Here is a 9,431-nt window from a genome sequence, read left to right on the forward strand (position 1 = left end):
TATTTAGTCCAACCACTCGCGGGTGCGACGCACGGCGCCGACCGTGAGCCGATCGAAGCCGACGAGGCTCAGCAGAGCAATCCAGGCTGGGACTGTGAGCAGCTCCGACTGCGCTGACTGCGGGACTCCCATTTGGAATCGGCCACGGCAGCTCGGCCGGCAACGTCAATGCGCAGCCCGAGGACTTGAGTACTGATCCATATCCCCCGCGGTGCTCCCCTGCCGACGTGGTTCGGGTCCATGTAGCGTCAGGGCCAGGGGGGTGAGATGAACTTCGACGAGAACGAACCGCAGTCTGTTCGAGAGGAGCGCTTCGCCGTAGAACGGGCTGAAGCCCGAGCGGCACGCAGGGCTGCGTCGCTCGCCCTGTGGGGAGCCCATGTCGGCGCGGTCATCGTGACCGTCGCCCTGGTCCTCCTCAGTTGGTACGGCAAACTGGTCGCTCTGGGCATCGTCAGCGGAGTCTTTCTGCTCTGGTTCGCTGCAGCCCTCGCATGGGCCTACGCCGACGGGGACCATGGCTGGCACGCACTCCAGCGTGCGTACAACCTCACCTTCGGATGGGGCAACGGGGTCTGAGTACGAAGTACTCGGCACCTGGCTCCCGATCCGGGCATGACAGAAGTGCTGGAGTGGAGTTGGCGGTCGCGGTCGTGACCGCGGTCAGTCCCGTGTGTGTTCGCGTGAGGCGGGCTGGCTGGCCCGGCGGGACTGCCGGCGGGTGATGCGCCTGGTCATGAGGGTGATCGCGGCCCAGGTGATCAGCGATTCGGAGTGCTGGACGAGGCGCTCGTAGTCGCGGGCGGGTCTGCGGGCGTGCATGACCCAGGCGATCGACCTCTCGACCACCCAGCGGCGGGGCAGGACGACGAACCCGACGGCGCCTTCGGCTGCAGCGTCAGCGGGCACTGGAACACCGGTAACTGTGTCACCAATCCCGGCGCCACGTTCACGCACCCGATCACGGCGAACATCTACGCGGTGGACAACTCTTCGGGCACCCCCGCGCCCGGCGCCCTCCTGGCGACGACGACGCAGACGCAGACAATCGCCTACCGGCCGTCGGCGGACCCGGCCAACTGCACGGGTACCGACGCGGGCAAGTTCCTGAACCCCAACACCGGGCTGTGCGCGAACTCGATCGGGCAACCGCTGACATTCAACTTCGCGGCAGGGACCACGCTCCCGTCGCAGGTCATCTGGACGGTCGCGTTCAACACCACGCACTACGGCAAACCGCCGATCGGTGAGAACACCACCTGCTACGCCTCCAACCCGGGCTGCGGATACGACTCGCTCAACGTCGGCATCTTCAGCTTCCCCGGAGCGCCGTACCGAGGAACGGACATCGACCCCAACGGGGTTTTCCTGGACTCGGTCATTCCCTCCAGCTACTGCGACGGCGGCGCGGGCAGCACCAGCGTCCTGCGCCTGGACACGCCCTGCTGGGCCGGCTATTGACCGCTTGGCGAGATCAGGGCCACCTGATCCTGGCCTCGCCCTGGGTGGTGCTCCTCCCTCAACCGGAGCACCACCCGGTGGTGATCAGCGCATACGCCGGCTGAAAGGCCCACGGTGCCGATGGCACGCCGAAATGCACGTGCACCCAGCCCCCGTGTGACAGTTCACCTCATCTCAAATTCACGTGATCTCGGGAGGTAAGAAAATGAGAAATTCGGCGAAACTGCTGCTTCGTGCGCTGATCTTCAGCGGAGCCGTCGTCGCCACGATGAGTTCGACCGTGGCCTATGCCGATGCGCAGGGCGACGGCGGCGGGTACACCAACATCAGTAACATCAACAACAACAACACGTACGTGTACCAGGGCCTCGGCGCCATCAGCCTGGGGGATCTCCTGGGAACCGGCACAGGGTCTTCGCTCCTCGCGCAGGTCGGTTCCCTGACCGGCCGTCCGACTCTCTGATCCTGCCCTTCCCGCGACGGTCCGCCGGTTCTTCCGGCGGGCCGTCGCGGTTGTTCGGGCATGGGATGGCCGGTCGCCGACGACCCGACGGTGGCTTCGTTCACTTCGGCCGGTTCTGGCTCAGGTTCTGTGATCTGGCCACGGTGAGTAACGGCGGCGGCGGCGAAGGTGTTGGCGAGGTCGGCGGGTCTGTCAAACGGTTCCTTTTACAGACCCCAGCTGCACGGACGTGCAGGCTTTACCCTGCTCCGCCACCGCATCCTCCTCGGATACACCACCCTCCGTCACCACCGAATGTGAGACAGAGCCGTTCCTTTTACAGACCCACGAATCAACGAATCTGCCGGCCTACGAGCAATGGGCCGGGGCTGTCCGGGTGGCAGCTGTGGCGGCTGGCGTAGTCGCAGGCCGGCTATGGCGCTACGGGAGGGAGGATCGCAGGGAGATTCCCCGTTCCGTGAAGGAGAGCCCGCCCGTGACTGACATGTGGAGCTACAACCCCGCATCGCACTACACCCCCGGTACGAGCCTGGTCGGCTTCAAGGTCGAGGCCACCGACGGGCATGTCGGCAAGGTCGACGAGGCCACCGAGGAGGTCGGCTCCTCCTACATCGTCGTAGACACCGGCCCGTGGATCTTCGGCAAGGAGGTCCTGCTGCCCGCCGGCACCGTCGTACGCGTCGACGTGAAGGAGAAAGAGATCCAGGTCAACCTCACCAAGGACCAGATCAAGGACTCCCCCGAATACGACAAGGACAAGCACCGCGGGGACGCCACCTACCGCGACCAGCTCGGCCAGTACTACGGCCGCGGCGGAACCGGCCTCTGACCTGCACGGCCGCGCGGCGTTCTGAGTGCCGGCGACGTGGTTGACGACGGTCACTGCGGTCAGGCGCGGTGGCAGGGGCCGTCCACGCACCTACCGGTCACTAAATGATGCGGCCTGTCACTTTGCGTGTCAGCTTGGCTGGGAAGAGCCTTCCACCCCGCATCAGAGGAGTCGCCGTCATGGGCGGTAAGCAGGACAAGCGCCAGGAGCCGGGCAAGAGCCGCGAGGAGCAGGAGCGCCTGCGCTCTGGCCAGGACCCCGTCCACCCCGGCGCCGACCAGGAAGCCGCCCGGGGCAAGAGCCCCGAGGAACTCAAGCACCGCGGCGGCCAGGACGAGATGAAGCGCGAGCGCGACAAGGACGAGATCCGCGACGAGGAGCTCTGACCACAGAGCCCTCACGCTGACACACGCAGGACCCGGCCGGAGACCTAGTCACCATCACACCGGCCGGGTCCTGTCATGCCCGCGCACTGCCCGCCGCCTCCCCACTCTGCCCTACACGGGCAGCCCGCTGACCAGCTCCAAGCAGCTCAAGAAGCAGCAGGAGCGGCTGAACTACGGCTCCAGCCATGCCTGCAGCGCCGCGTACGCCGAACGCGCCCACGCCGACGTCGTACAGCTCCTGGCAGTCCGCGGTAACGACAGCGCCTGACCTCTGCTGCGACCATGCGCCGCACCCGATCTCGGTCCTGTGCCCCGGGGACGGGGTGTGCCTTTCCGCTACTCGGCCGGCCCGCTGACAGAGCCGTCTTCAACGGTGAGCACTTGGTCCGTGCCCGTCCTGGCCAGCAGACGGGCAAGCTGGCGCGGCAGAGGACCTACCAGCCGCAGCTCGCACTCCCGGCCGACGGCGAGGAGCAGGTTCAAGAACGTGGAGTCGCCGAAGGTGACCTCGCGGACGTCCAGGGCCAGGCGGTCGATGCCGGCCGCGACAGCCGTATCGCACGCGGCGCGCAGCGGAGCGAGGGTGGTCAAGTCGAACTCGCCCGCGCACCGCACCACCCGCTGCCCGTCACGATCGGGCAGAACACACACCGTCGATTCCACAGCGCCTCCTCCGGCATACGACAATCCCGACCCCCAGCGTGCCCAACGCGTCAGCCCGTCACCAGGCAACCCGCCGCCCGGCGGGTGTGGAGCACGCGTTCAAGGGGTGGGCTGGATCAGGCCAGGCGCAGGACGGCGTTGATGATCTTCCCGTCGGGAAGGGAGATGATGCCGACGTGTTCGGCGAGCCGTTGGACGAGGGGCCATCCGTATCCCCCGGGCCTGCCGAGGCTGCTCGGGTGGGGCAACAGGCGGGCGTGAGCTCGCGTCGCCGACGGACAGGTGGAGGGCGTTGTCCGTGATGGCGATGCGGAAGAGGGTGAGGCCGCCGCCGTGCCGTACGGCGTTGGTGATGAGTTCCGTCGTGGCTATGAGCGCGTCCGCGGCGACGACGCTGTCGAGGCTGACGCCCGCCCGCTCCAACAGCTGGCCGACACTGCGACGGGCCGCGGCCGGCGTGACAGCCATTGGCCAGTCGCCGTTCTCATGGCGGCCGGAGCCGGGAGTGCCATCGGCTGCGGGCAGGTCCATAGGGTGATCGCCTGCCCTCGGTCGGGAGAATAATGCTGCCCGTTCGGCTGCGGCGGGTGATCAGCATGCCATCAGGAACGGTGCAGCTCGAGGACGGTTGACCTCATGAGAGATCACGGTGCCCTGCCACCACGGATGAGGGCCACGCGCCTGCGCGGCCCTCATCGAGTGCGTGCCCATTCCCGCCGAGGTACCGGCCCCGGTTTCGTTGTCCGGGTCGCCCGCTGCGGCCGGCCGGGAAGCCGGGCCGATCGCGGTGCCTGCTGGCCGGTCGGGAGGGTCAGGCCAGGCTGATGTTCTCGGCCTGGGGGCCCTTCTGGCCCTGCCCGATGTCGAACGTGACGACCTGGCCCTCCTGGAGCTCGCGGAAGCCCGAGGAGTTGATCGCGGAGTAGTGGGCGAAGACGTCCGGGCCGCCGCCGTCTTGGGCGATGAAGCCGAAGCCCTTCTCAGCGTTGAACCACTTCACAGTTCCCGTAGCCATATCCATGCCTTCCAGTCGATGAACGCCTCCCGCACTATGTGGGAGGCGGAGGTGATCGCCCTGGTTCCTGCGGCACAGCACAGCAAAACACCCACACCAACGGCGTGGGCAAAGGGAACTTCCGAACCACGACAGCTGACGCAAACGCTACACGCCCACAACGCCCCGTCACCAGAGGAAACGGCCCGGATGCCAGATACCTATGTGGGGCCCAGGGCCCGCCGGTGTCCGGCGGGCGCGGGACGGTCTCAGGCCGCTGGCGCCGGGTTCGCCGAACCAGCGGCAAGGCCGTAGTCGGCGTTGACGCGCTGGGCTTCCTCGAGTTGGTCTTCGAGGATGACGATGCGGCAGGCGGCGTCGATGGGGGTGCCCTGGTCGACGAGTTCGCGGGCGCGGGCGGCGATCCGCAGCTGGTAGCGCGAGTACCGGCGGTGTCCGCCGGCGGAGCGGAGCGGGGTGATCAGGCAGGCTTCGCCGATGGCGCGGAGGAAACCCTGCGTGGTGCCGAGCATCTCGGCTGCCCGGCCCATCGTGTAAGCGGGGAAGTCGTCGTCATCGAGACGGCCGAAGGAGTCGTCTGCTGTCATCGCACCTCTTTCTGGAACACGGAGGGGCCCTGGTGCCTATGGCACCAGGGCCCCGAAGGAACTGCTACACCATCTGCCGGCCCTGGAACTGCGTCGGCCTTCTGTATCCGCCGACCCGACTGGAAGGCTGTCGGGGGTGCGGGGATCGCGGTTGCTTGACCGGAGACCACCTCACAAACGATGTCCTGCGGTACCCGGACTCAACTCTGCCCGGGCGATCCTGATGGCGCTTCGCTCCTCCGTTCATCCCTCAGCGATCAACTACCTACCTGCGGGGAACTGCATACTGCTGGTACTGCGAACTACTCCGTGACCTGACCGAGCGCCACGTTCCGGCAGCCAGCCCCGTCGCCTTGTCCTGCAACTGCTCTGGCTTAGAACCCCACTGCCGAACCTCCCGATGTACGCGCCCACACTTCGACGTGTTCACCGAGGTACCGCTCACTGACTTCACTGCTTGGGAACTGCGAACTACGGGTACTGCCACTGCGTTAACTGCGGTCCTGCTTCATAGCGGCCCCTGATCACTGCGGGCCACCCGGTCCGGTCGCCAGTCCCGTCGCCGTCCTGCAACCACTCTGGCTTCGACACTCCACCACCGCACCGCCCTGCGAACTGCAACTACAGGTACTGCGTGTACTGCTGCCCGGCAGTTCGTCCCTGCCAGGCCCTGCTGTCTCTCTGGGCTACGAGAGAAACCATAACCACACCACCACGCAATGTCTAATCCGGCCGACACAGATTTTCAGGTGCCCACTCTTGAAGCAATCGGACGACTCCGGGTTCGACCGCTGCGGGCGGCGGGCCACCCGCCGGGCAGGCACGCGGACACAGACGACAAGCAGATCTTGGCGAGGTCGCGCACTCGCCACGGACACCCGGCCGACGCCCAGACGATCCGCCGGACAGCAGATCAGTGACCGCGCCGCACCGCGCGGCATCGAGTTGGCCGTCTGGCGTCCGCGGTGCACTCGTTTGCCGACGACGGGCGCCCCGCCGCGGACCGACGGCCGCGCGACGAGCCGGGCAGGGCGTCGTCGAGCGGAGCTCTTCCACCTGCCAAAAGTCCGCGCATCACCGCATCTCTCTGCGCCCGACAGGGACCGCGCGGCCCCGGCGGCGAAGCGGACAGGGCGGGGCCGGCGGCCCGGCCAGGAGCAACCCACCTCACCCCGCGCACCTCAGCGCCCAGCCCGCGAACCGTACACATTGCGTACATACGGCGTACGGACGGTGGCGAGACCAGCGCCATGGGCAAGATCAGGCGCACCGTCTGGCCAGATGCCCGGCCAGGGAGGAGCCTGGACGTGACCAGGAAGAACACCCGGCGGTGCTCGCAGTGCGGCCCCCGCTCCCGCCAGAGCCAGGAAGTCCCGCCGTACTGCGATGCGACCTGCCGTACGACAGCCTGGCGCCAGACGAAGGCCCGGCGGGCGGCCATCGACGCCGGGGGCGAAGCGCTGCGCGCCCTGCTGGAGGGCCGCCGGCACCCCTGGCCGAAGTTCCAGCGCCCCGAGTGCAAGTCAAGCTGGTACTCCAGTGACACCCCGTCCGGGACGCGGAAACGCTCCGACTGCCGCTTCTGTTCACCGCGCTGTTGTACGCGCGCGTGGCGGCGGCGGAAGGCCTCCCGTTCAGAAGGCTCTACCTTCTTGACCGGGTTGATCGAGCCATTCGTAGGGTTGGGTCGCCCAGGGGTGCTGGGTGTGGCTATCAGAAGGCTGCCGCTTCGTGGTTTGCAACGCTTCGCCGCCCGGCACCCCACGACGACTCGGCCGCCGATTAGGAAGTGCGAACAAGTCGCTGAGTAGAGCAATGCCGGCGAGGTCGTCCGTGGTACGAACCGTACGAACGAGCGCGTCAGGAGCACGATGAGCCGGATATGGGCGGGGATCGACAGCGGCAAGAACCACCATCACGGCCTCGCGTTGGGCCCCGATGGCAAGACGCTGTTGTCGCGGCGGGTCGCCAACGACGAGCCCGAGCTGCTGAAACTGATCGGCGACGTCCTGGCCCTGGCCGACGGCCGTCAGATCACCTGGGCCATCGACATGACCGGCGGTGAGCCCGCGTTGCTGCTGGCCCTGCTGATCAACCACGACCAGGAGGTCCTCTACATCCCCGGCCGCCTGGTCAACCGGGCCTCCGACGGCTACCGCGGCGAAGGCAAGACCGACGCCCGCGATGCCTACGTGATCGCCGACCAGGCCAGGATGCGCCGCGACCTGCGGCCCATCCTCCCTGGCGACGAAGCCGCCATCGAACTCAAACTGCTGACCGGACGCCGGGCCGACCTCGTCGAGGACCGCACCCGCTCGGTGAACCGCCTGCGCGGCACCCTGCTGAGCATGTTCCCGGCCCTTGAGCGGGCCCTGGACGTGACCAACACCGGCCCGCTCAAGCTGCTGACGGGCTACCAAACCCCGGCCGCGATCCGCCGCTCCGGGGTCACCCGGCTGACGAAATGGCTGTTTAACCGCAAGGTCCGCAGCGCGAGAGCCCTGGCCGAAGCGGCGGTCGAGGCCGCCGAGCGGCAGCACACGGCGATCCCCGGGGAGAAGACCATCGCAAAGCTGGTCCACACCCTGGCCGAGGAGGTGATGGCCCTCAACGAACAGATCTCCGAGATGGACAAGCTCATCGAGGGCCGGTTTCGCGAGCACGAACTCGCAGACATAGTCGAAAGCGTCCCGGGCATCGGCGCGATCCTCGGAGCCGAGTTCATCGCCGCCGTCGGCGGCGGCCTGGACGGCTTCGACTCCCCGGACGCCCTGGCGGCCTTCGCTGGCGTCGCCCCCGCACCCCGCGACTCGGGCAAGGTCAGCGGCAACCTCCACCGGCCGGTCACCTACCACCGAAGACTCCAGCGCGTCTTCTACACCTCCGCGCTGGTCAGCGTCCGCTGCGATCCGAACTCGCGGAAGTTCTACGACCGCAAACGCGCCGAGGGGAAGAAGCACGTTCAGGCCGTCCTCGCCCTCGCCCGCCGACGGGTCAACGTTCTATGGGCCCTGATCCGTGACCGAAGGTGCTACGAGGTCACACCACCCGTGACTGCAACCGCTTGACAACAACATTAGGAAGCGTCACCCCGTGACGCCTTCCGGTGACGCAAAAGTGTCAGGACCGTCCGCCGGCCCGGGGAGCGTCTACCGGCAGGACACCGGGCCTGGCGAGAAGCGTTCTGCGGCGGGAAGGGGGGTCCTGACCCCTGGCACCGCCGCGCGCGGTGACCGCCCCCCGGGCGCATCCGACGGGGCGGTCGCGCCAGGGGTCAGGACCGGGGCCGCCCCGGAGAGGGACCGGGGGGAACCAATGGAGCCCACCCCGGGGCGGTGTCTATCCCCGGCATACCAACGACCGGACGATCGTCTGGTTCCGCACCATCACGCCCCCCGCCAGGGCGGGCTCTGGCCGGACGTGACCGGGGGCGCGCAAGCTACGGGGTGCGCATCGACCGCCCCTGCCGCTCCGCCGCGCCGAACGCGGGACGGACCCGGTTGAGCGCCACGGTGTTGAGGGCGGGCAGGCCCGGTACGGACGTGATCGGCTCCAGGCTCAGGGCCGTGTCCGGGCAGGCGTTCGGATGTGCTTCGCGGACGTGGTCGGCCCCGGCCTCCAGGAGCGCGAGCAGCGCGCCGTCCTGGCCCTCGACTGCGGGGCTCATGCCCCGGCACAACTCGCAGCGGACCGCGTAGATCGTCGTCATACCCCGGACAACGACCCCCGGCGCCGGCGGACACAGGAAGTATGGGTGGCCCGGCCGTACTGCCCCCCGACGAAGCGGGCACCGGGCCTGACTCGTGCACGCCACGAACATGAAGGCGTAGTCGGCTGACCCCTCCTCAGGGCATCACAGGTCGGCGATGAGGGCATACCGCTCGTCGTCCACCGGACCACCCCACAAGTCAGGGTCGCTGCTCAGTGGTTCAATACGCACAGCGGCAACAAGAGGGCGCACGGCTTCGGCAAGGTCTTCGGCGCCGATTCCGCCGTTCCACGGCAGCGATTCGGCGCCATCCACATA

The 9,431-nt window shown here is 67.9% G+C and carries 11 protein-coding genes and 2 pseudogenes; 6 read left to right on the forward strand and 7 right to left on the reverse strand.

Annotation, left to right across the window (positions count from 1 at the left end):
• Positions 1-267: 267 nt before the first annotated feature.
• Entirely contained in the window at positions 268-579 is a 312-nt protein-coding gene (locus ACFWTC_RS34590; RefSeq protein ID WP_383927308.1) for a hypothetical protein, read from the forward strand.
• 84 nt (positions 580-663) lie between these two features.
• Here the strand turns inward: ACFWTC_RS34590 and ACFWTC_RS34595 are convergent.
• Positions 664-876 (reverse strand): annotated as a pseudogene (locus tag ACFWTC_RS34595) (hypothetical protein); the annotation flags it as partial.
• Between the two features lie 105 nt (positions 877-981).
• Between ACFWTC_RS34595 and ACFWTC_RS34600 the strand changes: the two are divergent.
• From ACFWTC_RS34600 to ACFWTC_RS34615, 4 genes are all read left to right on the forward strand, one after another.
• The gene (locus tag ACFWTC_RS34600; protein ID WP_384029877.1) at positions 982-1,461 is read left to right on the forward strand and encodes a hypothetical protein; all 480 of its coding nucleotides are present in this window, start codon (positions 982-984) and stop codon (positions 1,459-1,461) included.
• Positions 1,462-1,666: 205 nt separating this feature from the next.
• Positions 1,667-1,924 carry a hypothetical protein gene (locus ACFWTC_RS34605; protein WP_383927303.1) on the forward strand — a complete coding sequence of 86 codons (258 nt, stop codon included), beginning with the start codon at positions 1,667-1,669 and terminating at the stop codon, positions 1,922-1,924.
• A gap of 484 nt (positions 1,925-2,408) precedes the next feature.
• A complete protein-coding gene (locus ACFWTC_RS34610) occupies positions 2,409-2,753 on the forward strand; it encodes a PRC-barrel domain-containing protein (RefSeq protein WP_383927336.1) in 345 nt (114 codons plus the stop codon).
• Positions 2,754-2,932: 179 nt separating this feature from the next.
• Complete coding sequence (locus tag ACFWTC_RS34615; RefSeq protein ID WP_384029876.1) at positions 2,933-3,139, forward strand: hypothetical protein; 207 nt, start codon at positions 2,933-2,935, stop codon at positions 3,137-3,139.
• 336 nt (positions 3,140-3,475) lie between these two features.
• On the opposite strand, the gene ACFWTC_RS34620 is transcribed toward ACFWTC_RS34615, so the two are convergent.
• The 4 genes from ACFWTC_RS34620 to ACFWTC_RS34635 form a co-directional block, all read right to left on the reverse strand.
• Positions 3,476-3,802 carry an STAS domain-containing protein gene (locus tag ACFWTC_RS34620; RefSeq protein ID WP_383927297.1) on the reverse strand — a complete coding sequence of 109 codons (327 nt, stop codon included), beginning with the start codon at positions 3,800-3,802 and terminating at the stop codon, positions 3,476-3,478.
• Between the two features lie 116 nt (positions 3,803-3,918).
• The gene (locus ACFWTC_RS34625) at positions 3,919-4,050 is read right to left on the reverse strand and encodes a hypothetical protein (protein WP_384029873.1); all 132 of its coding nucleotides are present in this window, start codon (positions 4,048-4,050) and stop codon (positions 3,919-3,921) included.
• 563 nt (positions 4,051-4,613) lie between these two features.
• The gene (locus tag ACFWTC_RS34630) at positions 4,614-4,817 is read right to left on the reverse strand and encodes a cold-shock protein (protein WP_383927294.1); all 204 of its coding nucleotides are present in this window, start codon (positions 4,815-4,817) and stop codon (positions 4,614-4,616) included.
• 248 nt (positions 4,818-5,065) lie between these two features.
• Complete coding sequence (locus ACFWTC_RS34635) at positions 5,066-5,404, reverse strand: MerR family transcriptional regulator (RefSeq protein ID WP_383927291.1); 339 nt, start codon at positions 5,402-5,404, stop codon at positions 5,066-5,068.
• Between the two features lie 1,871 nt (positions 5,405-7,275).
• Here ACFWTC_RS34635 and ACFWTC_RS34640 point away from each other — a divergent pair.
• Complete coding sequence (locus ACFWTC_RS34640) at positions 7,276-8,472, forward strand: IS110 family transposase (protein WP_384029871.1); 1,197 nt, start codon at positions 7,276-7,278, stop codon at positions 8,470-8,472.
• Between the two features lie 371 nt (positions 8,473-8,843).
• Here the strand turns inward: ACFWTC_RS34640 and ACFWTC_RS34645 are convergent, their stop codons facing one another.
• On the reverse strand, positions 8,844-9,113 hold the full coding sequence (locus tag ACFWTC_RS34645; protein ID WP_384029869.1) for a hypothetical protein: 270 nt from the start codon (positions 9,111-9,113) through the stop codon (positions 8,844-8,846).
• A 144-nt stretch (positions 9,114-9,257) separates the two neighbouring features.
• A pseudogene (locus ACFWTC_RS34650) lies at positions 9,258-9,431 on the reverse strand (SAM-dependent methyltransferase); the annotation flags it as partial.

Origin of the sequence: Streptomyces sp. NPDC058619 (genome assembly GCF_042717785.1) — a bacterium.
Classification (GTDB): domain Bacteria; phylum Actinomycetota; class Actinomycetes; order Streptomycetales; family Streptomycetaceae; genus Streptomyces.